Origin of the sequence: Citrobacter youngae, from assembly GCF_003818115.1 — a bacterium.
Classification (GTDB): Bacteria; Pseudomonadota; Gammaproteobacteria; order Enterobacterales; family Enterobacteriaceae; genus Citrobacter; species Citrobacter youngae.
Genome location: NZ_RPOI01000008.1, coordinates 278,234 through 304,355, shown reverse-complemented (window position 1 = coordinate 304,355; position 26,122 = coordinate 278,234). Strand labels below are relative to the sequence as shown.

Below are 26,122 nucleotides of genomic sequence, written 5' to 3'. Positions count from 1 at the left end.
AATAACAATGGTCGAATACCGGGGGAGAATAAGCAATGCGTTCCAGTATGTTTGAATATATGAACATTTTTGTACAGGTTGTTGAGCAAGGTGGATTCGCCAAAGCTGCCGATGTGCTGCACCTGCACCGCCCCGCGGTGACGAAAGCAATTCAGCATCTTGAGGACGATCTGGGGACGAAACTCCTGAACCGAACGACGCGGAAGGTTACCCTGACCGAAGAAGGTGACGCATTTTACCAACGAACCAAAGTACTGCTTGGTGACGTGGATGACATCATGGCCTCTTTCTCACCGACACGGCCTCCACGTGGAAAGCTCAGGATCAATGCTCCACTGTCGTTGGCTCACTCGATTATAGTCCCTGCGCTAAGCAACTTTCAGTCACGCTATCCGGACATTGAGATTGTACTCACCTCCACTGACCGCAAAATTGATCTGCTTGCGGAGGGGATCGACTGCATGATCCGCATTGGCGAGTTGCAGGACTCCTCGCTGATATCCCGACGACTTGGCGAGGTAAAAATGGTGACCTGTGCGTCCGCAGATTATCTGGCTATACGGGGCATCCCACAGACACCGGATGATTTGGCTCAGCATCAGGCACTCAACTTCTTTAGCGAACGTCATCGTGACGCGCTGGAGTGGTCCTTCATCAACGAAGGGAAAACGGTATCTATCATACCAGCAAGCCGAATGAGCGTAGACAACTCCGACATTCTGCTAACAGGTTGTTTATCAGGATTGGGGATCATACACGGGGTTCACGCCGTACTGGCACCCTACCTCGAGTCGGGCCAGCTCGTTGAGGTGCTGGCTGACTATGCGGGGGAAGCTAAACCCGTTTCCGTGCTCTACCCGGACAGACGTCATCTTGCCCCGCGCGTGCGGGTGTTTATTGACTGGCTGTGTGCGCTTTTTAACGAGCAAAAACCGCGCCTGCAGGGATTATTACAATCTGAGTAATAGTGAAGTTCCATAACGGCGGTTTTTCGCCCCCACCGGAACCGATACATTGTGCGGACTCAAGTCAGAACAATTTACCGAGGTCCGCTATGTCTAAAGTCGTGGTTTTCAATCAAACAGGTGGCGCTGATGTGCTGAATATTCAGGATATTCAGACCCCGGCTCCGCTTGAAAACGATGTTCAGATCCGCGTTCGCGCAATAGGTATTAACCGGGCGGAAATTATGTACCGTACCGGACAGTATATTTACCAACCCAATTTTCCTGCTCGCCTGGGCTATGAAGCCTCCGGCATTGTTGAAGCCGTCGGTGACAATGTGCACGAGTTCGCACCAGGCGATAGCGTGAGCGTCATTCCGGCATTCAGCTTTCATGAGTACGGTATGTATGGCGAAATCGTCAATGCGCCTGTTCATGCGGTCGTCAAACATCCTGAAAACCTGAGCTTTGCCGAGGCCGCCGCCAGTTGGATGATGTATGTGACGGCTTTTGGCGCGCTGGTCGAATATGCCAATATCGGGCCTGGCGATAACGTGCTGATCAATGCCGCGTCCAGCAGTGTCGGGCTGGCAGCGATACAGATAGCCAATATGCTCGGGGCAAAACCGATTGCGATGACGCGCACCAGTGAGAAGCGCGCCCAGCTTCTACAACTTGGCGCGGCAGAGGTTATCGCCAGTCAGGAGCAGGATCTGGTCGTGGAAATTAATCGTATAACCGATGGCAAAGGTACCCGCGTGGTCTTCGACCCGGTCGGCGGCCCCGGTGTGGCGAAAATAGCCCAGATAATGCCCGCCGGAGGGTTATTTTTCCAGTACGGTTCGCTGGACGGTCGCGATCTGTCGATCCCGGTGATTGAGATCCTTGGCCGTCATCTGACCTTCCGCGGCTATGAGCTTTTCGAAATCACCACTGATGCTGAAAAACTGGCACGAGCTAAACGTTTCATCTTTGAAGGATTGCAATCGGGACAACTCAAGCCACTGATTGATAAAACCTTTGCGTTTGATGACATCGCTAAGGCCCACCAGTATATGGAGGCCAACGGTCAGGTAGGCAAAATCGTCGTTACCCTGTAATCGCTGTGCGGCACAGCCTTGTGCCGCAACATTTTTTCCGCGTATTTACAGAACTTTCGACAAAAACTGCTGCGTGCGCGTGTGGCGCGGATAATTTAGCACCTGTTCGCTGCTACCCTGCTCGACGATTTTGCCGTCAACCATAAATACCACCTGATCGGCCACCTCCCGGGCAAAACCGATTTCATGCGTCACCACCACCAACGTGGTTCCCGACTGTGCCAGTGACTTAATCACATCCAGCACTTCGCCCACCAGTTCAGGATCGAGTGCGGACGTCGGCTCATCAAACAGCATCACGCGCGGATTTAACGCCAGCGCGCGGGCAATGGCGATTCGCTGCTGCTGTCCGCCGGACAAGTGACGCGACCAGGCATCGGCTTTATTTCGCAGCCCAACCGCATCAAGCAGAGTTAATGCCCGTTCGCTAGCGGCTTTACGCGATGCCAGCCCGTGGGCTATTGGCGCTTCAATCAGGTTCTCCAGCACCGTTAAATGCGGGAACAGGTTAAAGTTCTGAAATACGTAGCCCACATTAATGCGCTGGCGCAGGATTTCTGCCTCTTTTAGTTCATACAACCGGTCTCCCTGAAGGCGATAGCCAATATAATCACCGTCAATCTGAATAAACCCCTCATCGACACGCTCCAGATGATTAATCGCCCGCAATAGCGTTGATTTACCTGAACCGGAAGGCCCGAGAATGACCGTGACCGTACCGGGTGGGATCTCCAGCGATACGTTATCCAGCGCCTTATGGCGACCAAAATATTTGCTGACGCCGGTAATGGAAATATGACCTTCAGGCGAGTGGGACATGGATAGCCTCCTGCTGTGGAACCTGGCGACGACGTTTAGCCGAGCGACTCACCCTGGCGGTGTTAATAGCGGATCGTCTTTCACTGCGTGCCAGCGCGCGTTCAACCAGATGCTGAATTAATGACAAAACGCTGGTGATCACCAGATACCACACGGCTCCAACCATCAGCAGCGGAATCACTTCCTGGGTGCGGTTGTAGATCATCTGGATGGTGTAGAACAGTTCCGGCATCGCCAGCACATAAACCATCGCCGTACCTTTCGCCAGGCTGATAATTTCATTGAACCCGGCGGGCAAAATGGTGCGTAACGCCTGTGGCAGGATTATGCGCAGCGTGCGGCGCCAGGCAGGTAATCCCAGCGCGGCTGCGGCTTCGTACTGACCATGATCAACCCCAAGAAACCCGCCGCGAATAATTTCTGCGGTATAAGCACTTTGCACCAGCGTCAGGCCAACAACTGCAGTGGAAAACTGTCCAAGGACATTAATAGTCTCAAAGCTGCCCCACTGGATAGCAGTGAAGGGTATGCCGATCGCCAGCGTGTCGTACAAATAGGAGAAGTTGTACAAAATGATCAACACCACAATCAACGGGAGTGAACGAAACAACCAGATGTATCCCCACGCCAGGCTGTTTAGCAGCCAGGATGATGAGAGTCTGGCCAGCGCCAGCAACCCACCAAATACCACGCTCAGTAATGTCCCAATGAGCGTCAACAACAGCGTTTGCCCAAGTCCAGACAAGATAACCGGGTCGAAGAACCAGCGGGCAAACACACCCCATTCCCAGCGCGGATTAAACGCGACAGACTGAATAATCGCCGCCAGCACAAACAGGGCAATAATCGCCCCTACGGTGCGCATCGGATAACGTGCCGGGACGACTTTGATGGTTGCAGTCGTTTTCATCTTCTCTCCTCAGGCAATTTTGGCCTGACCTGCGATAGTCAACAGTTTGGTGAAGCGCAGCCTCCCATCAAAGGGCGGCTGGCTGTACTCTTCTGGGTTACGTGTGGTATCGAACTGTGGATCGTATCCCTGACTCAAATAAAGTCGGACGGCCTCTGGCTGGCGAAAGCCCGTGGTCAGATAGATACGGCTATAGCCCGCCAGTAATGCCCGGCGCTCCAGTTCCTGCACCACGTACGCTGCCAGCCCCTGCTTACGCAGGTTGCTTTTAGTCCAGATACGCTTAATTTCAGCGGTGTCTTTGTCATAGGGTTTATAAGCCCCGGTGGCGATAATTTCGCCGTTGCGCTCCAGCACCACAAAGATCCCCTGTGGAGCCAGATACCATTCGGTTAGCTCCACTTCAGCATCACGAGAAAAATAATCACCATAGCGGGCGGCGTACTCACCAAACAGTCCGCTGAGGATCGGCTGTAGCTCAATGGCTTCGGGCGAGACAACGCGGAATTGATCGCTCACATTGACCTCCTTAGTCGCCTAAACCGGCCGGGTTAACTTCAGATTGTGGGATACGTTCTACCCCTTCCCCCCAGCGGTTCAGCACCTTGTCATAGTCGCCATTGCCGATCACACCGTTGAGAGCTGTTTGCACCGGCAGCACCAGACCACTATCTTTTTTCAGCGTGACGGCAATATGTGCGGCTTTTGGCCAACCGCCATCAACGCTGCCCACCAGTTGCGTTTTGCCGTTGAGGGCAGCTTTCCAGGCCCCAATGACATTCGGACCAAAGTAAGCATCTGCACGACCTGACTGTAGAGCTAACGTCTGAGCAGCATCATCTTTGGTATACACCGGCGTAAACGGTTTTAATCCTTTCTTCAGATTCTCTTCGTTCCACGCCAACAGAATGGCTTCCTGGTTCGTCCCTGAGCCGACGATGATACGCAGACCGGCAATATCTTCCGCCTGCTCTATTTTCTTCAGCTTGCTGCCGGTTTTGACGTAAAAGCCAAGGGAATCTTTCCGATACGTCGCAAAATCGAATTTTTCTTTGCGTGCTTTGGTGACGGTAATATTGCTGATCGCGGCATCATATTTGCCGGAAGCTACGCCCAGCGGCCAGTCTTCCCATGACGTGGGTACGACATTCAGCTCCAGCCCCAGGCTATCGGCAACCAGGCGAGCGATATCTGCCTCACTGCCGATGAGCGTTTTATTATCATCGGCAAATACAGTCAGCGGCGGCTGGCTCAGTCCGGCGATAGCGACCGTGAATTTACCCGGTACAGCCAGATGCAGGTTGGCGGGTAACTGCGCGATCGCCTGTGGATTTTTGGCCGTGTTAATCGGTGTTTTATTAGCTTCCAGACTTACGCCGGTACCGTTGATGGTGACGTCATTTGCCCAGACTGTCGCGCTGAAAGTCAGTGACAGCGCAAGAAGTAGCGATTTTTTCTGCATAGCGTTTTTCTCTTATTGTGTGAATTGATTTGCAGGGGTTGCCAGCCCCAGACTTGCGCGCAGCGTCGTGCCGGGGTAGTCGTGGCGAAATAAACCGCGCGCCTGAAGCACGGGAATAACCTGTTCGACAAACCGTGGGAAGGTATCTGGCGTTCCCCCCTGAATGATGAAACCGTCTGCGGCTTTCTCCTCGAACCACTGCTGCAGACCATCAGCAACCTGTGCCGGCGTTCCGCTAAAACGTGGACGTGGACTGGCAGCTTCCAGCGCCACCTGACGCAGGGTTAATCCCCGTTCCCGCGCATTGCGCTTGATCTCGTCAGTGGTACTGCGAAAACTGTTTTCCCCGAGGGGGCCAAGATCCGGGAACGGTGCGTCCAGCGGGTACTGGCTAAAATCGTGATGTTCAAAATAGCGTCCCAGGTAATTCAGCGCGTCGGTAATCGACACCAGTGCAGCGGTCGCCTGGTACTGTTGCTCTACGTCAGCGTCACTGTCGCAAACAATAATGCTGACGCCCTGGAAAATATGCAGCTCATCGACATGACGTCCGACAGCTTCAAGCCGACTTTTGACATCCTGATAAAATGCTTTGGCTTCAGACAGCGATTCCTGATGGGTGAAAATAGCGTCCGCATGCTGCGCCGCTAATTTTTTCCCATCGTGTGATGCGCCTGCCTGAAAAATAATCGGACGGCCTTGCGGCGTACGCCCAATATTTAATGGCCCGGCGACCTGGAAATAATCTCCATGATGGTTTAGCGTGTGCAGTTTATGAGGATTAAAAAATTCCCCGCTTGTTTTATCACGGGTAAAAGCATCGTCTTCCCAGGAATCCCACAGTCCTTTCACTACCTGTAAATATTCATCGGCAATACGATAACGCAGGGCATGCTCGGGATGCTGAGCGCGAGAATAGTTTTTAGCCGAACCTTCCAGCGGGGATGTCACCACATTCCATCCGGCCCTGCCCTGGCTAAGATGGTCCAGACTGGCAAACTGTCGCGCAGTAGTAAACGGCTCGCTATAAGAGGTTGAAACCGTGCCCACCAGACCAAGATGACAGGTAACGCTTGCCAGCGCAGATAATACCGTCAGCGGCTCAAAGCGATTTAAGAAATGTGGAATAGATTTTTCATTAATATACAGACCGTCAGCGACAAAAATAAAATCAAGTTTCCCTTTCTCCGCAATAAGCGCCGTCTCTTTGACAAAATCAAAATTAATACTGGCATCAGCACGTGCTGCCGGATGACGCCATGCGGACATATTTCCCGATGCGCCATGCAGAATAGTTCCGAGCCGTAGTTGCCGATTTTCAGCCATAGTAACCCCTACCCAACAGGTAAATTAAAGGTGTGCGAATGCCGTTTTTGCTAAATGTGCAAAGTAGTGTGCGGCAGGTTCAATTAACCGTTCATCCGGATTAAATCCCGGATGATGTAATCCGTATTCACTGGCACTACCGATGCTAACAAACGCACCAGGTGTATTTTGCAAATAAACGGCAAAATCCTCCCCGCCCATATGCAGGTCGGCATGATGCGTTGTGTAACCGGATTGTCTGGCTACTTTGGTCGCAATATCGGCCCAGTGCGCGTCATTGACCAGGGCCGTGGGCCCCGCGTGCCAGATAACATCGATCTGTGCGCCAAAGGCGTGGGCAAACCCAGCGACAATATCACTTACCCGCGATTTAACCTGTTGTTGCACCTCTGCGCGATGTGTCCGAAGCGTCCCTTCCAGCTCAACGGATTCCGGTAGTACGTTCCATGTATTTCCCCCCTGAATTCGGGTGACGCTAAGCACCACCGAATCCAGCGTATTGACCTCACGGCTGGCGACACTTTGTAATACCGTCACCAGTTGACTGGCGAGGAGGATGGCATCTTTTCCCTCGTGTGGGCGTGCCGCATGCGCACCTTTTCCGGTAATACGCAGCACAAAGCGATCGACATTGGCATAGAACGCACCGCCGCGTGTGGCAAATTCGCCCACCGGCAAACCGGGCTCATTGTGCATACCGAAAATAGCCGCTACGTTTTGCAGCGCTCCGGCGCGGATCAGCGTTTTTGCGCCGCCGAAACTCTCTTCAGCTGGTTGAAACAAAATACGTACTCGCCCCGGTAAGGTTGTTTCCTGTTGTTTAAGCAGCAGTGCTGCACCAAGCATGACGCTGGTATGGACGTCATGCCCGCAGGCATGCATCACGCCCGGTGTGAGGGAGCGAAACGGAACGTCGGCGCTTTCTTCTATCGGTAGCGCATCGATATCCGCCCGCAGAGCGATGACATCTTCTCCCTGACCGATTTCGGCAACCACTCCGGTTTTCAAATTGAATGGCAATAAAGTGACATCTGCAGCATGCAACCAGTCACGAATACGCGCGGTTGTCGCCACTTCCTGGAGGGACAGCTCCGGGTGCTGATGTAGCTCGCGACGCCAGTCGATAAGCTGTGAGGCTAATGACATCAGACAACCTCCATCGTGCTATGGGCTTGCGCCAGCAGGCGTAACGATGTCAGGCGCGCCTGACCTTCGGCCACCGGCGTATCGATAATGAATTCATCAATACCGTATTGCACCTGCAATGAGCGCAGTGTTGCCACCACCTCCTGGGCACTCCCGTGCAGTAACGCCTGCTCACGCCGGGCGATTGTTCTCGGTGCGCTGCCCGCCTGCGCGGCGAAAGCCAGCGCCTGCTCTTCGCTGGCGACGGTGACACGTTGCCCATCCTCCAACTCGACGCCCCAGATTTGTACATCTTCCGCCAGTTGCGCAGCCATATCACTGCTGTCAGCCACAATAACCTGTACGGCGACAATCGTTGGACGTGAACTGTTGGCCTGCCAGAAGCTGAGCACCTCATGCAGTAACGCTTTATCGCCGTTCAGGTGCGCCGCGAAAATAAAGTTCCAGTCAGACTCTGCCGCCAGGCGTGCACTTTCTACGCTCGCGCCAAGCACAAATCTTTGCGGCGGCGCAGGCGGGAGCGGTGTCGGGAATACTGTCTGCCCGCTTTCTGTCCCGGTCAGTGCCAGCCAGGCGTTCAGTTGAGCAAGCTGGTCGGCAAAACTGCCTTTTTCTTCCTGATGAAGACCCAACTGCAGTGCCTGCGTTGACAGCGGTAAGCCGCCTGGCGCTTTTCCAATCCCAAGATCGACACGTCCCGGCGCCAGTGAGGCCAGAAGATTAAAGTTTTCCGCAACTTTGTAGGGGCTATAGTGTTGCAGCATGACGCCACCGGAACCCACGCGAATGCGCTGGGTTTGTCCCAGTATCCAGGCGATCACCAGCTCCGGTGATGGGCTGGCAAGCTGCGGCGTATTATGATGTTCAGCTATCCAAAAACGGTGATATCCCCACTCTTCTGCGCGTTGTGCCAGGCGCAGTGTACGGGTCAGTGCGGTTGCGGCAGTTTCACCTTCTCCGATGGGGCTTTTATCCAGAATACTCAGGCGGTATGACATGTTGCAGGCCTATATTTGTTAACATGTCAGTATTATTAAATTATAAAATAACCATATAGAAACATTTAATTCACATTTGCTCAGCTAAAAAACAGATAACCAGCCCCGCAGCGATCAGGGATAACGTTCATACCAACAGGAACCAAACTTCCGGTTTTGGACGCGGCACTCTGCAGAAAAAATGGCTTGTATTTGCCTACTACAAAATATAATAGGTTTTTTATTGATACTGGAAAGACGGCAACATCCTTTTCCGTTTGATTTATTTTTACGCATGCGTTCAGTAATGAATTTAATTTAAGTCAGACTAAACACCTGTCTGTGTTATGCGCTTGTATTGATTGTTTCATTTTTATGAAAGAGACATAGGTTCCACGCATTAATTTTTTTATTTTAAATACTTTCACAGAACTGATGATTAGTAGAGAATGCAGCGTTTCTTATTAAAATGGTTTAAAACAGCTTTTTAATATCCCCTGGCATTATTACGGGGATCTTTGTATGAATTATACATACCATCATGGGGCCTTTATGAAAAGTAACATGCCCGTTACACAAATTGAGCACACACTTAACGGTAAAGCGACGCTGCTATCGACGACAGATAAAGAGAGTCATATTACCTATGCAAACTCCGCGTTTATCGATGCCAGTGGTTTTAACGAAAGTCAATTAATGGGTGAACCGCATAATATTATTCGCCATCCGGATATGCCGCCAGCCGTGTTTGCTGACATGTGGTACACGTTGCAGCAAGGTGACAGCTGGACGGGAATGGTGAAAAACCGGCGTCAAAACGGTGACCACTACTGGGTACGTGCCAACGTCACGCCCGTTTGGCACAATGAAAAGTTAACGGGTTACATCTCAGTGCGTACTGTTCCTTCGCGAGACGAAATATCTCAGAGTGAGCAGTTGTATGAAAAAATAAATAATCAACAACTTAGCGGGTTCCGTCTTTTTAAGGGTATTATCATTCGCCGTGGCATATTGGCATGGACTTCGATGTTTAAATGGTTGAGCATTAGTCAACGCGTCAATTATGCTTTGGGAGTCGTTGCCCTGCTCTCTTTGTTATTAATTTTCGCCCCCGTAAATCATTTTATTCAATCCGGCGGTTTACTGGCGTTATTTCTGTTATTTGCCATTTACCTTAAGTGCCAAATTTGTCAGCCAGTTAATACACTATTGACTCAAATGAAGAAAGTCGTATCCGGACGAAAACCCGATAACTGCCATTTAAATCGCGTAGATGAAATCGGCATGTTAATGCGACTGGTTAATCAATCCGGACTTAATCTAAATTCACTGGTTGATGACGTTAGTACGCAAATATCCGGAATTCAGGCCATCAGCCAACGTGTCTCTAAAGAAGGTATCGCACTGCATACACGTTCTGAAGAAACATCCGCAGACCTTCAGCAAACCGCTGCCGCCATTGAAGAAATTGGTAGTGCAGTGCAGCAAACTGCAGAAACGGCGGCACATACCATGACGATGGCCGACCAAACCAGCACCAATGCCGCTGAAGGCGGCGATATTATGAAACAAACTATCGCCATGATGCAGGCGATCTCTCGTGATAATGGTCAGATTGTCGATATCATTGGCGTAATTGATAGCATTGCCTTCCAGACTAATATTCTGGCGCTCAACGCGGCCGTTGAGGCGGCGCGTGCCGGAGAATCCGGGCGCGGTTTTGCCGTCGTGGCCGCGGAGGTGCGCAATCTTGCGCAACACTCTGCATCAGCGGCAAAAGAGATTAAACAGCTTATCGAGAAGAACGTCGCTAACGTCAATACCGGCGTAAAAATGGTTGAACAAACAGAAACGCATCTCACCGGAATGATCAGCGATGTGTTACAGATGTCGATGATGATTAAAGACATTAGTCTGGCAACGCGGGAGCAAACCCAGGCGTTGGATCTGATTAATGATTCCATTTCGCGTGTTGGTACCATGACGCACAATAATGCCGAGATGGTGGAGCGTGTCACTGACGCAACTGCCGATTTAACGCAGCGCTCATCGCGATTGCAGCAGGCCGTGCAGGTCTTTGGCGTGTCGGTATAAGGCAAACAGCGCTCATTCTGCTGACGATCAGGATGAGCGCATTCCTTCGCATTTTCCCACCGCCTCTGTTTTTACTGAATCGAGTCCACATCCCGTCGATTCAGGCCACAGAAAAACCCCATTTCCCCGTGTCCAGACTTTGCGTCACTTCTCAATTGAATGTAGGATGCTCGGCCGACAGTTTCCCGCGGTAACACAATGAAGGGTAACGCTGTTTTCGCCGCAACTGCTGCGGCAAAAAGGATTTTGTAAATTAGTCAGGTTAACAGGAAACGTAATGAACACACACAACACGCAAGCCGCGGAACAACACGCGGCGAAACGACGCTGGTTGAATGCTCACGAAGAGGGGTATCACAAAGCGATGGGTAACCGGCAGGTACAAATGATCGCCATTGGCGGTGCTATTGGTACCGGGTTATTTTTAGGGGCTGGCGCACGTTTGCAAATGGCCGGCCCCGCTTTAGCACTGGTCTATCTGGTCTGCGGTATTTTTTCATTCTTCATTCTGCGGGCACTCGGTGAACTGGTTTTACACCGCCCTTCCAGCGGCAGCTTTGTCTCTTATGCCCGCGAATTTTTAGGTGAGAAAGCGGCCTATGTGGCTGGCTGGATGTACTTCATCAACTGGGCGATGACCGGAATCGTGGATATCACGGCCGTGGCCTTGTATATGCACTACTGGGGCGCATTTGGTGACGTACCGCAATGGGTATTTGCCCTCGGCGCATTGGCCATTGTCGGCACCATGAACATGATCGGCGTAAAGTGGTTTGCGGAGATGGAGTTCTGGTTTGCACTGGTCAAAGTGCTGGCTATCGTTATCTTCCTGGTCGTCGGGACTGTCTTTTTAGGCACGGGAAAACCGCTCGATGGTAACGCCACGGGTTTTCATCTGATCACCGACAACGGTGGTTTTTTCCCGCATGGCCTGCTGCCAGCGCTGGTACTGGTACAGGGCGTCGTCTTTGCATTTGCTTCCATTGAACTGGTAGGCACTGCGGCGGGTGAGTGCAAAGATCCGCAAACGATGGTGCCAAAAGCGATTAACAGCGTTATCTGGCGAATTGGCCTGTTCTATGTGGGGTCAGTGGTGTTACTGGTCATGCTGCTGCCGTGGAATGCCTATCAGGCAGGTCAAAGCCCGTTTGTTACCTTCTTTTCCAAACTCGGCGTTCCCTATATTGGCAGTATTATGAATATCGTGGTGCTTACCGCTGCGCTTTCCAGCCTCAACTCGGGTTTGTATTGCACTGGTCGTATTTTGCGCTCAATGTCGATGGGCGGTTCCGCGCCCAAATTTATGGCCAAAATGAGCCGTCAACACGTACCTTATGCTGGCATACTTGCCACGCTTGTCGTGTACGTCGTCGGGGTTTTCCTCAACTATCTGGTGCCTTCGCAGGTATTCGAGATCGTGCTTAACTTTGCCTCGCTGGGCATCATTGCATCGTGGGCATTCATTATGGTGTGCCAGATGCGTCTGCGTCGGGCCATTAAAGATGGTAAAGCGACAGACGTTCACTTCAAACTGCCCGGTGCGCCGTTTACGTCCTGGTTAACACTGTTGTTTTTACTGGCTGTGCTGGTGCTGATGGCGTTTGACTATCCGAACGGGACCTACACTATCGCCTCATTACCGCTGATTGCCATTCTGCTGGTCGTTGGCTGGTTTGGTGTACGTAAACGCGTCGCGGAAATCCACCGTACCGCGCCATAACGCTTTAAGGTAGGTCAGATTTCTGGCCTACCCGTTTGAGCGACTTAGTTTGCTTCAATTAGCTGAGCAACATCATTGCTGTTAATTTCCCGCGCATTCCCGTCCTGATCGGTATAGCTGGTCATTCCCGTATCTTTATCCAGTTTTGGTTTGCCCCGGGTGGTAATCGTTTGTCCGCTTTTCGTCGTCATGACGTAATCGGTGGTGCACCCTGCCAGCGTAAACAGCATTACGCCCGCACAAAGACAGATTAATGGCTTTTTCATGGTATTCCCGTGTTATTCAGTTAGCCGTTGAGGGCGTAGTGTAAGTCTCTGAAGTTTGTCAGGCTACCGATGGGGTGTAACGAGGCGTATCGTGGAGTATAGAGAAATGACAGGAGGGGTTGCCCCCTCCGAATAATTACAGGGCGATACGAATAACATCGTCCGGTTGAGTCGCTTCCTGCTCGCGTGTGGATTTCTGTTTCACGCTAACGTACAGGGTTTTACCATCGGCGGAGAGCGCCAGGCTGTTTGGGAACGTCGGGGTATCGAAGGTTTTAACCACTTTATAGCTTTTCGCGTCGATCACGCTGACTTTACCGGCCTGACGGTGGGTCACGTAAGCTTCGTTACGCACCGGGTTGAACAGTACGGCCAGGGATTCCGGCGCGGCAACTTTTGCCAGCACGTTGCCGTTACGGGTATCGATAACCAGCACTTCCGCTGCTTTAGAGTCAGTGACAAACGCACGATGACCTGCCGTATCCAGGCTCAGGTTAATGAAGAAGTGCTCTTTGCCATCGTCCAGCAGTTTTTTGCGGCTGAGAATTTTGTTGGTGGCGGTATCGATGGTAATGAATTCGCCATCGGCATTGGCGGTATACAGGCGTTTAGCCTTGCTGTCGACGGCCAGTGCAGTGCTCATTTTACCGGTATTTTGAATCGTGTCCTGAAGTTTGACAGTCTCACCGTCCACGACCCAAATCACGCTCTCCTTACCTATTCCGCTGATGTATACCTTGTTGGTGGCGTCATCGGCGACCAGTTCACGAGGCTGCAGCGGACGGACATCTTCAGAACGTTTACGCGCATCCAGTACCAGACGTCCTTTCACCTCACCGGTTTTCGCATCAATCGCCGTCACCGCGCTATTCACGGTATTACCAAACCACAGCGTTTGCGTCGCGTTATTGATGGTTGCGCCAAACGGTTTGAGATCGTTATGAATAACCTGAGTCACTTCAAGCGTCACCGGATCAAGACGGTAAACTATCCCACCTTTATCCAGCTTACGGCTCTGCGAGGTGGCCAGCCACAGTGCGTTTTCCTGCTGGCTGTACGCCATTTCGTAGGCGCCTTTACCTACGCCTTTGCGCAGCAGTTCTTCCGCAGCCTGCGTGCTAAATGATGATGCAACCAGCAGTGAACCTAACAGTAAAGAACCACGCAGGCGCGGTGAAAACAGATGACGTAAAGACATGACGACTCCCTTTGATAAATTCAGTTGTTACTGCTTCACATAGCTTCAATGAGCAAAATCATGGTTTTGCCTTTTAAGAATGAGAATAGTAATCATTATTTATCGCAAAGTGGAGTGTTTATTCACATTCGGTGAAAACCTGCTTATTTTCTCCATGAATACTCGCTTGCGGCGAAATCAATATTCAGACAGATTGGCTCTACAACTCTTGCCGGATGGCGGCGTTGACGCCATCCGGCTGTTACCGTCTTTAACCCCTCCGTATCACTCTTCAGCAAGCCGAATTACGACCTTGCCAAAGTTTTTACCGGTCAGCAGACCGATAAAGGTCTCCGGTGCATTTTCCAGCCCCTCAGTGACCTGCTCGCGATAGTGGATCTTGCCTTCCTGGACCCAGCGCCCCATTTCTCGCTGAAATTCATGAATGCGGTGACCATAATCCTGACCAATGATAAAGCCCTGCAAGCGAATACGTTTTTTCAGTAACGTGGCCATAAGCAGCGGTAAACGGTCTGGGCCCGTCGGCAGTGATGTGGCGTTATAACCACTCACCAGACCACACAGCGGAATACGCGCGGAGGTGTTGAGTAACGGCAAAACGGCATCAAAAACTTTACCGCCGACGTTTTCATAATAGATATCGATACCCTGCGGACAGGCTTGTGCCAGTTGGAGTGCGAAATCGGGGGCATGATGATCGAGGCAAATATCAAAGCCCAACACGTCAGTAGCATGGCGACATTTCTCTGCCCCACCAGCTACCCCAACGACCCGACAGCCCTTCAGTTTACCGATCTGGCCCACGGTTGCGCCAACAGGTCCGGTTGCCGCAGCAACAACCAGTGTCTCACCGGCTTTGGGCTGGCCAATATCCAGCAGCCCCATATATGCCGTAAAGCCCGGCATACCCAGCAGACCAAGCGCCCAGGAAGGATGCTCAGGATGATCGCCTAACTTTACCAAATCAGAACCCTTTGAGATGGCGAAGTCCTGCCAGCCGCTATAGCTCAACACCCATTCACCGGGTTTAAAATCCGAATGATTCGATGTCTCGACCCGACTGACCGTGCCGCCCACCATCACTGCGCCAATCTCAACCGGGGGCGAATAAGACGGTTCGTCGCTCATACGCCCACGCATATAGGGATCGAGTGAGAGGTAGACGTTACGCAGTAACACCTCTCCGTCACCGGGGGGGGTGATGGCCTCTTCTTCCAGACGGAAGTTACCAGGCACCGGTGCGCCATGCGGGCGTGACGCCAGAACCCAGCGACGATTGCGTTGCATTTGTTGACCCATTGATGTTCTCCTCAGCTTTTGGCATGAATCCATCAATAGTAGACGCGCTATCTCTGTGATGCTTTCACATTAATTGCCAGCGTGGTTTAACCGCACAACCAGATAAACGCAGGACTGCGCGGTTTCATTGATAAACCGACAGTCATTTGGCGGCCCCAGCTCCAGGCAGTCCCCGGCTTTCATTTCATGGCGTGTATCACCTTCCACAAACACCAATTCGCCCTGCTGCAACCAGAGAAGCTGTCGGGCCTGCACGTAGGAAGAGGCGGGCATCGGGATATCACTGCCGGCCGGTAATTCGATTTGCACCAGATCGATAGGCAGATCGCTGCGCGGAGATACGTGGCGGCGCAAATAGTGGCTTTGCGGATCGTGCCAGACCGGCTGGTCGGCGAAACGCAGCAGTTTACCCTCCTGCATTTCGGCTCGGGCAATCAGCGTCGACATGCTGATACCAAACGCACCGGAAAGCCGTCCCAGTAGCGTCGCCGTTGGACTGCTCTCTCCACGTTCTATTTTATGGATCATCGCCCGCGAGACCCCTGCTCGTTCGGCAAGTTCCGTCAGCGACCAGCCGCGAGATTCCCGCTCAATGCGAATTCTTGCACTGATCCGTTGATTTATGCTGTCTTCAATAGTATTCATATTGTAATACTATAGTGAACAACCCCTGAGGTTCAACATGTCAATTCGATTTGCCAGCAAAGACGACTGCGCCGCCATCGCAGAAATCTACAATCACGCCGTACTGCATACGGCCGCTATCTGGAACGATCAAACGGTCGATGCCGAAAACCGCATCTCCTGGTATGAAGCTCGCCAACTGATGGGGTATCCGGTACTGGTAAGTGAAGAGAATGGCGTCGTCACGGGGTACGCCTCTTTTGGCGACTGGCGCAACTTTGACGGTTTCCGTCATACCGTCGAACATTCAGTGTACGTGCACCCGGAACATCAGGGAAAAGGACTGGGGCGCAGGCTGCTCAGCAGACTCATTGAAGAAGCGCGCGCGTGTGGCAAGCATGTCATGGTGGCAGGAATTGAGTCGCACAATCAGGCATCGCTCCACCTGCATAGCACGCTGGGTTTCAATATTACCGCGCAGATGCCCCAGGTCGGGACTAAATTTGGTCGTTGGCTGGATCTGACTTTTATGCAGCTACAGTTAGACGACCGCAGCGAACCGGATGCGCGTGGATGAACCAGACGCTGACCCTCTCCTTTCTGATTGCCGCAGGTATTGGTCTGGTGGTGCAAAACACTTTGATGGTACGCATTACCCAGACGTCCTCGACAATCCTTATTGCTATGTTGCTTAACTCACTGGTCGGGATCGTCTTGTTTGTCAGCATACTATGGTTTAAACAAGGTGCGGCGGGGTTTGGCGAACTGGTTTCCAGCGTGCGCTGGTGGACATTAATCCCGGGTTTACTGGGATCGTTCTTTGTTTTTGCCAGTATCAGCGGATACCAAAACGTAGGCGCTGCCACCACCATCGCGGTGCTGGTCGCCAGCCAGCTTATTGGCGGTCTGGTGCTGGATATTCTGCGTAGCCAGGGTGTACCGCTTCGCGCGCTGGTGGGTCCGGTATGCGGTGCGATATTGCTGGTTGTGGGTGCCTGGCTGGTGGCAAGACGTTCGTTTTAATTGCCTGATGGCGCTTCGCTTATCAGGCCTACAGAACGCCGGATAAGGTGTGAACACCGCCATCCGGCAAGGAAATATCAAAGAATAGAGCCGCCTTTGGTCAACTGCTCACGACGCGCTTCCATATCTTCTTTATGCTGGCGCCCATGATGTGCAATTGCCGTACGCAAACGTTGTTGCTGGGTGTAACGATCTTCCCGGCTCAACGCAACATCATCGCTCAACTCAATCAGCAATTCATTCATATGCGTAATGACGCTCTCTTCAATGGCGGCATCAACACGTGCGCTGACCTCATCCAGATGCGACATACTCCCTCCTTAACTCATTAATTTAATTTCGCCTTTGAAAAATCACTGCCCATCAGGCTAACGCTGTATCCGCTGACGTTGCTGCGTGTGGCATAGAAGGTTTTGCCATTCGCCAGCGCAATCCACGGGGCCTGCTGATAGAAAATTTCCTGTGACTGCTGGTAAAGTGCGGCGCGCTCTTGCGGTTTGCTCACCAGTTTCGCCTTTTGAACCAGCGAATTATACTCTTTATCACACCAGCGCGCGGCGTTTGATCCGGTTTTAATGCTGTCACAACCCAGCAGAACATCGGCAAAGTTATCCGGGTCACCGTTATCTGACATCCAGCCAAACAACGCAGTATCGTGCTCGCCTTTACGCATCCCGGAGAGATATTCCCCCCATTCCCAGGAGACGATTTTCGCCTTCACACCAACTTTTGCCCAGTCGCTTTGAATCATCTCAGCAATACGACGAGAGTTCGGGTTATAGGGGCGCTGCACCGGCATAGACCACAGTGTCGCTTCAAAACCGTTTTCCAGCCCCGCTTTCTTCAGCAGCTCTTTCGCTTTCTGCGGGTCGTAAGCGTAATCTTTCAGGTCTTTATTGAAGCCCATCATATTCGGCGGGATTGGCGATTTCGCCACCGTTCCGGAACCTAAAAAGACCGCGTTAATAATGGCTTTTTTATCTGTCGCATAGTTCAGCGCCTGGCGCACAAGTACGTTATCAAACGGTTTTTTCTCCGTATTAAACGCCAGATAACCGACGTTCAGCGCTTCAACCGAATGCAGCGTCAGATCTTTGTTCTTTTTGATTTCATCAAACTGCACCGGTGCTGGCGCGGGAATAATCTGGCATTCGTTGGTTTGCAGTTTCGCCAGTCGCGTCTGTACATTTGGTGTGATGGAGAAAATCAGATGTTTCGTTGGAACTTCACCATCCCAGTAGTTCGGGTTGGCCAGATAGCGGATTTGTGAATCCTGCTTGTACTGTTGCAAGACATAAGGCCCAGTACCAATCGGCCAGTTATCGACGTTTTCCGGTGTGCCTTTTTTCAGCATCTCGTCGGCATATTCAGCCGAAAGAATAGAGGCAAAATCCATCCCCCAGTCAGCAAGAAATGCAGCGTTGGGTTCGTTCAGAACAAACTGAACGTGATAATCATCAACCTTTTTAACCTCTTTGATCAGTTTGTCCAGGCCAACATCGTTGAAATATTCATAGCTACCCTGTGAAACCTTATGGTACGGATGATCGGCATCTTTCTGGCGTAATACTGAGAAAACGACGTCATCAGCATTGAAATCACGGGTAGGTTTAAAGAACTTATTACTATTGAACTTCACGCCCTGACGCAGGGTAAATGTGTAGGTCTTGCCGTCGGGGGAAATTGTCCACTCCGTTGCCAGAGACGGGACCGGAGTATTTTTGACCGGATCGAAGTTGATCAATCGGTTGTACAACACCTGTGAACTGGCGACAAACGACGGACCTGAACTGGCTATTTGGGGGTTAAATGATTCCGGGGATGCTTCAGAACAGTAAACGATGGTATCAGTACTGGCGGCATATGCAGCGCCTGTTGGTAAGACGGCGCTGAGTGCCAGCGCGAGCAGCGTTTTCCTTGCAATCATGGTTATAAGCCTTCTTCTTTTATTATTTACTCGTCTATCAGAGCATAGCTGGCAAATACGCACTAATAACAAATCTCTATCAGGTTATTCTAATCTGGCAGGTTTCGCTGATTAATTCATCATCGCAGGTGGAATAATTTACCTTAAGTCTTTTTCAAAACGTCAAGATTTTTCCCAATACTCTATGCCATGAAAATTCGCCCCTTTTTGCCTCTCTTCCAACGTTTGCTTACTTTTATTCCCCGTAAAGTAGATGTGTGAAGAAGTCTAAGGGGCAATTACGTGGCAAAAACTCTCTTGCGCAGCGGCAATTTGGATGACTATCAGGCCGTGGGTGGCGGTGGTCAGGCCGTGTTTGATTCAGCACTACAAATTCGTGAAACGCTTCGTCTGCGTAAACAACAGGCGATGGCGGACTGTCTGGCAATACCACAAGTTAACGACAGTGGCGATCGGGTGGACTGGTATTCCCCGGTTGAAGGAAAGGCTGTCGCGTGGAAAGCCGCTGATGAAGATGCGCGTTTTCGGGCTCTGCGCTATCTGTCCAGTACGCTGGAGAATGCCGCTGCACTGAGCCGGAAAAGCCTGCAATCGGGAAAAACTTCTCTGCAACTGTTTGGTTCACTTCTCGACAAAGCCATCCAGTTTCCAGGTGAGAACCACGTGTTCCTGGTTGATGGCAAGCCCGTCATTACGTTCTGGGGCTTCGTCAATCTGAATGAAAACACCCGTGACGATGTACTCGATTGCCTGCGTCATACCGACGTTCCCCCGGTTGTATTGGCACCTGAACCGGAGCCGGAAGTCGAAGAAATCCCGGCGGAAATCACTTTCGCCGAGGCCGATACCCCGCTGCTGACAACAGCTATTGAGCTACCGAAACCCGCTGACCCCGAACCACAACCCCTGGTCATTGCAAGTGAGCCAGAGATTGCGCCGCCGCCAGTACAGCGTAAGCCTACGCGACGCCTGCCGCTGTGGAGCCTGCCCGTTGCTGCTGCAGTGATTGCCGCCATTGCAGGGCCGCTATTGTGGAAACAACACACGGAATCTCCCGCACCTGCGGTTGCCTCCATTGACGTTGCAAAGGTAGACAGTAATCCGCTGCCTGAACTAACACCTTCGCTGCCGCTGCATCGGGCTGACGTTATTCCACCAGTGAAAAAAGAGAAGCCCGTAGAAGGACCGGTGGTGATAGCCGCCATCCCGAAAGATGCGCTGGTAATGGATGCCAACCAGATGAAGGCAGGTACAACACGTTTTCTTAACGGCAACTGGCGTGTGCTGGTCGATATAAAAGATCCGGTCAGCGGTAAAGCCCCATCGCTGCGCTATCAGATCCAGGCCAATAAGGGCACTGCGCGCGTCGTGCATGGCGACAATATCGTTTGCCGCGCCGAAATTTTCTCTGGTCTGCATCAATCGGGCGAATTAATGATTAAGAGTCGCGGGAATGCCCGTTGCACGGACGGTTCGCGTTACCCAATGCCTGAAATCACCTGCAAAGCAGGAACAAACGACGTCGCAGCTTGTACCGCACGTTATGACGAACACGCGGAAATCCCTTTGACGATCAAAAAGATAGGTGCCTGATTTTATGTTGGTGAATCTGTGTGATTACAAACAGAGCGTAACGCTCATCGCCAATAGCGGTGTGCAATTTCTGGATTTTGGGCTGACACCACAGGAATCTGCGCACCACGGTCGTTTTGTTCGCAAAACGGCAAACGGTCCGCTACTGCGTCTGGATTTTGATCTGGCGTCGGGACGCTATACCCTGCCGGGTAATACCGGTGGCCAACCCGAAGTAGTGAAACCGGAAAGCACGCAGACGCTGCATTATTCTCTGGACGTACTTGACGGTGTCTGGTTGCCGCTGCCGTTCCTGCGTTTTAACCCGCCCCGCACATTTGTTGAAGGCCCGGATAACTGGGCGCGCGTCCAGGTGCGAAAACTCGCACAGCCGGACAGTGCCGGCAATACTCACCGTGTCACGGTGGCGCTGGACAGTCAGTTGACTGAAGCCCCGGCAGCATTGACGCCCAATGAGAACGATCTGCTGAATGGCACGCGATTTGCGCTGGCCTGGCACGATAATGAGATCGCAGATTTCCTCGACCAGACGTGGATTGATGGCTGGCTACGCGAGTCCTTTTTGCAGCACGTCACACAGCAAGAAAACCGTTCAGAGCAGGAGATCCAACAAGCTCTACGCAACTTTGAATACCAGGCGCACTGGCTGAATTTGTTGACCCTGTTAGGCGAACAACTTTCCGTCCCGGAAGTGAAGCTGGTGACCCATACGCTCAGCACGCCCGCGATTCCTGTCGATCTGATTCTGGATATTGGCAATACCCATACCTGCGGCGTGTTGATTGAAGATCATGGCGATGCGAATGACGGTTTGCGTCAGACGGCTGAATTGCAGGTGCGTTCATTAAGTGAACCACAGTTCCTCAACGATCCCCTGTTCACCAGCCGACTGGAGTTTTCCGAGGCGCGCTTTGGTAAGCAACATTTCTCCGTTGAGAGTGGCCGCGATGATGCCTTTATCTGGCCGTCGATTGTCCGCGTTGGGGATGAAGCCCGTAAGCTGGCGATGCAGCGTATGGGAACGGAAGGCAGTAGTGGGATCTCCAGCCCACGCCGGTATTTATGGGATGAAACCCCCGTTTTACACGACTGGCGCTTTAGCCAGATGAACAGTAAAACGCAGCGCGAGCCGCTGGCTACCGCCTTCCCACTGATGAATCTGATGAACGATGACGGTCAGCCGCTGTTCAGCCTGCCGCAAGATGACCGGCTGCCGGTGTTCTCACCACAATACAGCCGCAGCACGCTGATGACGCATATGTTGTGCGAGATTCTGGCCCAGGCGCTGGGACAAATTAACAGCGTAGCGACGCGGCTGCGCCTCGGGTTCCCGGCCTCTCCACGCCAGTTGCGCACGCTGATCCTCACTCTGCCGTCAGCCATGCCAAAACAGGAGCGAGAGATCTTCCGTCTGCGTATGTTTGAAGCCATTGCGCTGGTCTGGAAAGCAATGGGCTGGCACCCGCAGGACGAAGATTTCACCACCCGCAAACAGCAAGAAAAGAGCGTTGTTCCCGTACCTGAGATCCAGATGGAGTGGGATGAGGCCAGCTGCGGACAGTTGGTTTGGCTGTATAACGAAGCGATTTCACACTATGACGGGCACACAGAATCGTTCTTTAACGCCCTCGCCCGTCCGGACCGCCAGCCAGAACCCGGTGAAGTTAAAGGTCGTGCACTGCGCGTCGCCTCCATCGATATTGGCGGCGGCACGACGGATATGGCCGTGGTCCATTATCAACTGGATGACGGCGTTGGGGCGAATGTCAAAATCACCCCGCATCTGCTGTTCCGTGAAGGCTTCAAAGTCGCCGGGGACGACATGTTGTTGGATGTCATACAACGCTGCATACTGCCCGCCCTGCAAACCCGCTTACAACAAGCTGGCGTGACCGATGCCGCCGCGCTGCTGGCCACACTGTTTGGTGATTCCGGGAGAATCGATACTCAGGCTATTTTGCGACAACAAACCGCGTTGCAACTCTTTATGCCACTGGGTCATGCGGTGCTCAGTGCCTGGGAGCAAAGCGATATTAACGATCCCGTAGCGGGGTTGCACGCCACCTTTGGCGAACTGCTTTCTCAGCGCCCGACACGCAATGTGATGAACTATATCCAGCAAGCTATCGATCATGCTTTACCGCCTGGTTCACCGGCTTTTGATGTGCTGAGCGTTTCGTTGCAGGTACAGTTCAGGCAGTTGCACGAAGCGCTGCTGGCAGGGCAATTTACCCTGACATCCCCTCTGCACGCCGTTTGCGAAGCGATTTCCCACTATCGTTGCGATATTTTGTTAGTCACTGGCAGACCCGCCTGTTTGCCGGGGGTTCAGGCGCTAATCCGCCATCTGCAACCCGTTCCGGTCAACCGCATGATCTGGATGGACAGCTATCGCGTACATGAGTGGTATCCGTTCAGCCAGCAAGGGCGTATCGGCAATCCAAAATCTACCGCTGCCGTTGGCGCGATGCTGTGTAGCCTGGCGCTGGATTTACGCCTGCCGCGATTTAATTTTAAAGCTGCGGATATCGGCGCGTACTCGACGGTCCGCTACCTTGGCGTACTGGATAATACGGTCAATACGTTGCGCGATGAGAATATCTGGTATCACGACATTGATCTGGATAAACCTGGAGCAAAACTGGATACCCGTCTGCACTTCCCGCTGCGCGGCAACGTGACGCTGGGCTTTCGCCAGTTAGCAAACAGCCGCTGGCCAGCCACCCCGCTGTATACGCTGAGTATCAATTCTGCTGAGCTGGCAAAAACGATTGCCGGTGACGGCGTATTAAATGTGCGGCTGCAACTGCGCGGCGGCAGCAAAGAGACAGGGCCGGAATATTTCGTTCTCAGTGATGCCTGGCTACAGGATGGCACGCCCGTTGCCGCCAATGCCCTAACGTTAAAACTGAATACACTGGCAGATCGTCGCCATAGCGGCAGCCATTACTGGATTGATAGCGGGAGTGTGTACCTGAAATGAGTAAGATGTTTAACACAGCACAAGCCGCCATCGAATGGGTGAATGACACACGCCAGCGCGCAGCGCGTCTTGATGATGAAGCGGATTCCCTGCTCGCTCAACTCACCATCGCCGCGGTTACTGAGTCTGCGCTGAATACGGCGTTTTCAGCGCGTGGCTGTGTGGGTCTGTACGGTCATTCACAGCCAGCAAAAGCACATCTGTTGTCCGCACTGTGCAGCAACACCAGTGGGAAATTGAATATTGCTACACCGGATCGCAGTTTTGATTATTTTTCGCATATCAATCCGGGCCATGCGCCGACCAATATGGCGATCCGCTTTACGCGTGAAGACAATCCCGTTGATAGCGAGTGGCCCCTGCGTCTGCGCCTACTGAGTGAAGCGGAACTGGTACAGCTGTTTATCACGCAGTTTTGCGCAATGCCTGACAGCCGCCAGGTTGAAAAATCAATTATTGAAGCCCGGTTAGCAAAATGGCAAACGCTGCGTCAACGTCATCCGGTTCAGGGCATCACGGCACATGACGTAGCCGCCATCGGCCGTTTCTGGCGCTCTTGTGTTCCTGCAAACCAGCAGCAAATTGATGATGCGCTATGGCATCAATTTGCTACATTGCTGCCGGCGCTGGATCTAACCACCCGCGCTCACGCCTGGGCGCTGTTGTGGGGAGAACAACCAGAGTTAACGCAGCAATGGCTGGCATTAGCGCATACTTTGCAACAAACCGGACAGGCGCACGAGCTAGCCGCACCGCTGAGTTTGTTGGTCGATCATTTTGGCTTGCCCGCCGAAAGCTTCCTGACCCAGGTCGCATTAACCGGGAATGACGCGCAAAGCGATGTGGTGGTTCATCCTGTTGCAAACCATCAGTTGCTTAACGCGGTCAGTCTGTCGCTGGAATCGCTGGCGCTGCTGACGCGTGAACTGGTGCTGACTGTCGAAGACTCGGTGTTGGAAAACGTCGACCTGCTCGATATTCCCCTCGCACCGGATGCCCACCCCAACCCGCTGTGGCGGGCCAAATTAGGCTGGATGTTGGAACATTACCGCCAGCATCTGCAACCCGATGTCCTGCTGATCTGCAACGCAGTGTCTTCACGCTCGCAGACACCGGCCATCACGCGTAAGCTGATGAGCTGGGCCAACGATACCCAACCCGTACACGATGCGGCATTACCGGGGGTTGTGTGGGCCATTACGCCACAAGATGCTCGTTTTAGCACACAGCAAAACCTTGATGAGGCCGTGCAGCAATTAATGGGCAAGCCTGGGTTGCGCTGGGGAACATTGCAGGCACTGGATAAACACAGCCTGTTGCGCCTTGCTGAATGGCTGTCGCAAGCGACATCCGCTCAACAACGCCAGTCGCGATTAACGTCCCTGCATGAACAGCATCAACAGCGTGTTCGTGAGGCGCTGATGAGCTGGCTTAACGACAGCGAAAGCGTGCCAGACTCCAGCGAGACAGTGATCCGCCAGCTTCAGGCCCAGGCAGCAAAGCATGGTGAACTCCTGGAGGGGTTACTACCACCGATGCGCTGCTTTGAGTCGTTGCTGCGTATCCAGCAGCCACGTGAAGAACAAGTCAGTGGACTCTTTAATGAAGAGATTGACCTGTTTGCCGACGTCCGGGAACCGTCGCATGCTTCCGAAAGCAAAGAGACCGGATACCAGGCGCACAAAATGTGGATCAACCATGTGCGTCAGTGGTGTCGTGATGACAATAATGCGCGCCGATTGCGGCTTGATCCTCGAACGCTTAGACAGGTAGCCGACATTCTTATCACTACCAGCTATCGACTGGAGATGCCTCAACGCCTTCAGCAGATTATGCAGCGAGAGAATGTCTGCGGGGCGCAGTTACACGCCGATATCGGTGATTTTATTACCTGGCTCGGCTACGCCAACGTTGCAGAGGATCAACGCCCTGCCAGCAGGATCCTCAAGGGTGCGGCTATTTTCAGTGCGCCAGTACAACAACCGATGTCGCGCCTGACTCAATTGGATGAGCAGCCGCAGCACGGTGCAAGCCGACACGTTTACGACTGGCTGGTTGCGTTGTACACCCGTGCGAATGAAAACGTGGGATACCAGCATCCTCTGGACGTAACCAAAGACGACAGACTGCGATTAGTCGCTCTGCTGGCCCCCTGAAACGGCATTGACAACGCCATCAGAAAAGAGAAAACAGGAGTGCGACGGGAAAGCTCATCGGCCATGTCGCCCCGACTAATACCGCGCTCAGAAAGCGAATACGTTTTTTATCACGTGACAGAAACCAGGTGGTAATGGCCGCAATTGCAGCCATTACCGCATAAAAAAACAACATTTTTTGGTACAGAGACATTTAGGGCATCCAGGCCAGAAGAGAAAATCGCGCGCAATATGCTCTCTTTTATGACCCACATCAAGTTTTATTCATTTATTTAAGAAAACCGCCTAAATAACAGCCCACTTTCAATATGTTCAGATTTCGTACTATTGCGGATAGCTATAAGCCGTACTATACCCAAAGGGGTAAAAACGAAAGGTGGCAAAAATGAATGTTTCCAGTAAGACCGTGGTGCTGATAAATATATTTGCTGCTGTAGGACTTTTCAGCCTGATCTCCGTAAGGTTCGGCTGGTTTGCTTGATGTGACTCTTTTTGATGAATTGCTGCGCCTGCTGGCAGAGAGAAAATCTTCTCTCTGCCATTAGTAAACGATCT

22 protein-coding genes and 1 pseudogene are annotated in these 26,122 nt (G+C 52.3%); 10 read left to right on the top strand and 13 right to left on the bottom strand.

Annotated elements, in window-relative coordinates; genetic code table 11:
* Positions 1-35: 35 nt before the first annotated feature.
* Together EHN13_RS08395 and EHN13_RS08390 are read left to right on the top strand one after the other, a co-directional pair.
* Positions 36-965, top strand: coding sequence for a LysR family transcriptional regulator (locus EHN13_RS08395; protein ID WP_124021202.1), 930 nt, complete (start codon positions 36-38; stop codon positions 963-965).
* A gap of 89 nt (positions 966-1,054) precedes the next feature.
* Positions 1,055-2,044 carry a zinc-dependent alcohol dehydrogenase family protein gene (locus tag EHN13_RS08390; protein WP_124021201.1) on the top strand — a complete coding sequence of 330 codons (990 nt, stop codon included), beginning with the start codon at positions 1,055-1,057 and terminating at the stop codon, positions 2,042-2,044.
* A 45-nt stretch (positions 2,045-2,089) separates the two neighbouring features.
* Here EHN13_RS08390 and EHN13_RS08385 read toward each other — a convergent pair whose 3' ends face one another.
* From EHN13_RS08385 to EHN13_RS08355, 6 genes and pseudogenes are all read right to left on the bottom strand, one after another.
* A complete protein-coding gene (locus EHN13_RS08385; RefSeq protein ID WP_124021200.1) occupies positions 2,090-2,863 on the bottom strand; it encodes an amino acid ABC transporter ATP-binding protein in 774 nt (257 codons plus the stop codon).
* Positions 2,847-3,773, bottom strand: a complete 927-nt coding sequence (locus EHN13_RS08380; RefSeq protein WP_048211624.1) for an amino acid ABC transporter permease — start codon at positions 3,771-3,773, stop codon at positions 2,847-2,849. The genes EHN13_RS08385 and EHN13_RS08380 overlap by 17 nt, the downstream gene beginning before the upstream one ends.
* A 9-nt stretch (positions 3,774-3,782) precedes the next feature.
* Positions 3,783-4,292, bottom strand: a complete 510-nt coding sequence (locus EHN13_RS08375; RefSeq protein WP_048211623.1) for a GNAT family N-acetyltransferase — start codon at positions 4,290-4,292, stop codon at positions 3,783-3,785.
* A 10-nt stretch (positions 4,293-4,302) separates the two neighbouring features.
* Positions 4,303-6,561 (bottom strand): annotated as a pseudogene (locus EHN13_RS24310) (NtaA/DmoA family FMN-dependent monooxygenase).
* A gap of 24 nt (positions 6,562-6,585) precedes the next feature.
* Positions 6,586-7,707 (bottom strand): amidohydrolase, encoded by a 1,122-nt coding sequence (locus EHN13_RS08360; protein WP_124021198.1) that lies wholly within the window; start codon positions 7,705-7,707, stop codon positions 6,586-6,588.
* On the bottom strand, positions 7,707-8,705 hold the full coding sequence (locus EHN13_RS08355; protein WP_061067930.1) for an MsnO8 family LLM class oxidoreductase: 999 nt from the start codon (positions 8,703-8,705) through the stop codon (positions 7,707-7,709). Before EHN13_RS08355 ends, EHN13_RS08360 begins: the two co-directional genes overlap by 1 nt.
* Before the next feature lie 531 nt (positions 8,706-9,236).
* Between EHN13_RS08355 and EHN13_RS08350 the strand changes: the two genes are divergently transcribed.
* Both EHN13_RS08350 and ansP read left to right on the top strand, forming a co-directional pair.
* Positions 9,237-10,778, top strand: a complete 1,542-nt coding sequence (locus EHN13_RS08350; RefSeq protein ID WP_124021197.1) for a methyl-accepting chemotaxis protein — start codon at positions 9,237-9,239, stop codon at positions 10,776-10,778.
* Between the two features lie 277 nt (positions 10,779-11,055).
* Positions 11,056-12,498 carry an L-asparagine permease gene (gene ansP, locus EHN13_RS08345; protein ID WP_101742168.1) on the top strand — a complete coding sequence of 481 codons (1,443 nt, stop codon included), beginning with the start codon at positions 11,056-11,058 and terminating at the stop codon, positions 12,496-12,498.
* 44 nt (positions 12,499-12,542) lie between these two features.
* Here the strand turns inward: ansP and EHN13_RS08340 are convergent, their stop codons facing one another.
* The 4 genes from EHN13_RS08340 to EHN13_RS08325 all read right to left on the bottom strand — a co-directional run bounded on the left by EHN13_RS08340 (position 12,543) and on the right by EHN13_RS08325 (position 15,906).
* Entirely contained in the window at positions 12,543-12,764 is a 222-nt protein-coding gene (locus tag EHN13_RS08340) for a YgdI/YgdR family lipoprotein (RefSeq protein ID WP_101742167.1), read from the bottom strand.
* Between the two features lie 136 nt (positions 12,765-12,900).
* The gene (gene yncE, locus EHN13_RS08335; RefSeq protein ID WP_061067933.1) at positions 12,901-13,962 is read right to left on the bottom strand and encodes a 7-bladed beta-propeller protein YncE; all 1,062 of its coding nucleotides are present in this window, start codon (positions 13,960-13,962) and stop codon (positions 12,901-12,903) included.
* Between the two features lie 264 nt (positions 13,963-14,226).
* The gene (locus EHN13_RS08330; protein ID WP_124021196.1) at positions 14,227-15,261 is read right to left on the bottom strand and encodes an NADP-dependent oxidoreductase; all 1,035 of its coding nucleotides are present in this window, start codon (positions 15,259-15,261) and stop codon (positions 14,227-14,229) included.
* A gap of 69 nt (positions 15,262-15,330) precedes the next feature.
* A complete protein-coding gene (locus EHN13_RS08325) occupies positions 15,331-15,906 on the bottom strand; it encodes a helix-turn-helix domain-containing protein (protein WP_048211614.1) in 576 nt (191 codons plus the stop codon).
* A gap of 37 nt (positions 15,907-15,943) precedes the next feature.
* On the opposite strand from EHN13_RS08325, the gene EHN13_RS08320 reads away from it, so the two are divergent.
* On the top strand, positions 15,944-16,462 hold the full coding sequence (locus EHN13_RS08320) for a GNAT family N-acetyltransferase (RefSeq protein WP_048211613.1): 519 nt from the start codon (positions 15,944-15,946) through the stop codon (positions 16,460-16,462).
* A complete protein-coding gene (locus EHN13_RS08315) occupies positions 16,459-16,908 on the top strand; it encodes a DMT family transporter (protein WP_048211612.1) in 450 nt (149 codons plus the stop codon). Before EHN13_RS08320 ends, EHN13_RS08315 begins: the two co-directional genes overlap by 4 nt.
* Positions 16,909-16,985: 77 nt before the next feature.
* Here EHN13_RS08315 and EHN13_RS08310 read toward each other — a convergent pair whose 3' ends face one another.
* On the bottom strand, positions 16,986-17,219 hold the full coding sequence (locus EHN13_RS08310) for a YdcY family protein (protein WP_048211611.1): 234 nt from the start codon (positions 17,217-17,219) through the stop codon (positions 16,986-16,988).
* Positions 17,220-17,236: 17 nt separating this feature from the next.
* Positions 17,237-18,835 carry an ABC transporter substrate-binding protein gene (locus tag EHN13_RS08305; protein ID WP_115602022.1) on the bottom strand — a complete coding sequence of 533 codons (1,599 nt, stop codon included), beginning with the start codon at positions 18,833-18,835 and terminating at the stop codon, positions 17,237-17,239.
* 282 nt (positions 18,836-19,117) lie between these two features.
* Between EHN13_RS08305 and EHN13_RS08300 the strand changes: the two genes are divergently transcribed.
* Genes EHN13_RS08300 through EHN13_RS08290 form a run of 3 tightly spaced genes read left to right on the top strand, consistent with a single transcriptional unit; the run spans position 19,118 to position 25,567 of the window.
* Positions 19,118-20,428, top strand: coding sequence for an SrfA family protein (locus tag EHN13_RS08300; RefSeq protein ID WP_124021195.1), 1,311 nt, complete (start codon positions 19,118-19,120; stop codon positions 20,426-20,428).
* Positions 20,429-20,432: 4 nt separating this feature from the next.
* A complete protein-coding gene (locus EHN13_RS08295) occupies positions 20,433-23,411 on the top strand; it encodes a virulence factor SrfB (protein WP_124021194.1) in 2,979 nt (992 codons plus the stop codon).
* Complete coding sequence (locus tag EHN13_RS08290) at positions 23,408-25,567, top strand: virulence factor SrfC family protein (protein ID WP_124021193.1); 2,160 nt, start codon at positions 23,408-23,410, stop codon at positions 25,565-25,567. The genes EHN13_RS08295 and EHN13_RS08290 overlap by 4 nt, the downstream gene beginning before the upstream one ends.
* A gap of 19 nt (positions 25,568-25,586) precedes the next feature.
* Here the strand turns inward: EHN13_RS08290 and EHN13_RS08285 are convergent, their stop codons facing one another.
* The gene (locus EHN13_RS08285) at positions 25,587-25,760 is read right to left on the bottom strand and encodes a GhoT/OrtT family toxin (protein ID WP_075551376.1); all 174 of its coding nucleotides are present in this window, start codon (positions 25,758-25,760) and stop codon (positions 25,587-25,589) included.
* A gap of 192 nt (positions 25,761-25,952) precedes the next feature.
* Between EHN13_RS08285 and yncL the strand changes: the two genes are divergently transcribed.
* On the top strand, positions 25,953-26,048 hold the full coding sequence (yncL, locus tag EHN13_RS08280; protein ID WP_071828932.1) for a stress response membrane protein YncL: 96 nt from the start codon (positions 25,953-25,955) through the stop codon (positions 26,046-26,048).
* Positions 26,049-26,122: the final 74 nt, after the last annotated feature.